Origin of the sequence: Saccharomonospora iraqiensis subsp. paurometabolica YIM 90007 (assembly GCF_000231035.2) — a bacterium.
GTDB lineage: Bacteria > Actinomycetota > Actinomycetes > Mycobacteriales > Pseudonocardiaceae > Saccharomonospora > Saccharomonospora paurometabolica.
Genome location: NZ_KI912210.1, coordinates 22,688 through 23,222, shown reverse-complemented (window position 1 = coordinate 23,222; position 535 = coordinate 22,688). Strand labels below are relative to the sequence as shown.

Here is a 535-nt window from a genome sequence, read left to right as displayed (position 1 = left end):
CGGGTGCCCCGCACCGCCCGTTCCACCTCGGCCGGGTCGGCGTGCCGCGGGTCGAGCCGGAGCAGCAGGGTCCGCGCGGCCGGGACGAGGTCCACCACCCCGGGTGGCGGGTCGGCCTCCAGGGCCGCGTGCAGGGCACGCACGGCGTCGAGGCCGTCGAGTTCCACGAGCAGCCCCACGTCGGCACACGGCAGTACGCGCACGTCGCACCTCTTCCCGTTCCGCCTCCAGTATCCGCCCGGCGGGCACTCAGATCGCGCGGAAATCGCGCACCGGGTGCCGCGGGCCGTACCGGGGGCGGGAGAACCCGGCCGCCTCCAGGTACCGCACCGCGCGGTGCCGCTGCGGCGCGTACGGCGCCAGCTCGGCCGCCATGCCGTCGTCGTCCAGTTCCCGGCCCACCAGCGCGTGACCCACGACGGCGGGAATGTGGAAGTCGCCGAAGCTGACCGCGTCCGGGTCGCCCCACGCGCGCTGGGCGACCTCGGCGGCCGTCCACACGCCGATGCCGGGCACCGTGCGCAGCAGGTCACGT

At 76.4% G+C, this 535-nt stretch carries 1 protein-coding gene and 1 pseudogene; both read right to left on the bottom strand.

What is annotated here, in order from left to right; translation table 11 throughout:
- A partial coding sequence (locus SACPADRAFT_RS25510; RefSeq protein WP_007027938.1) for a carboxyltransferase domain-containing protein occupies positions 1–203 on the bottom strand: 203 nt, incomplete at its 3' end.
- A gap of 46 nt (positions 204–249) precedes the next feature.
- Positions 250–535 (bottom strand): annotated as a pseudogene (locus SACPADRAFT_RS0204145) (DNA-3-methyladenine glycosylase 2 family protein); the annotation flags it as partial.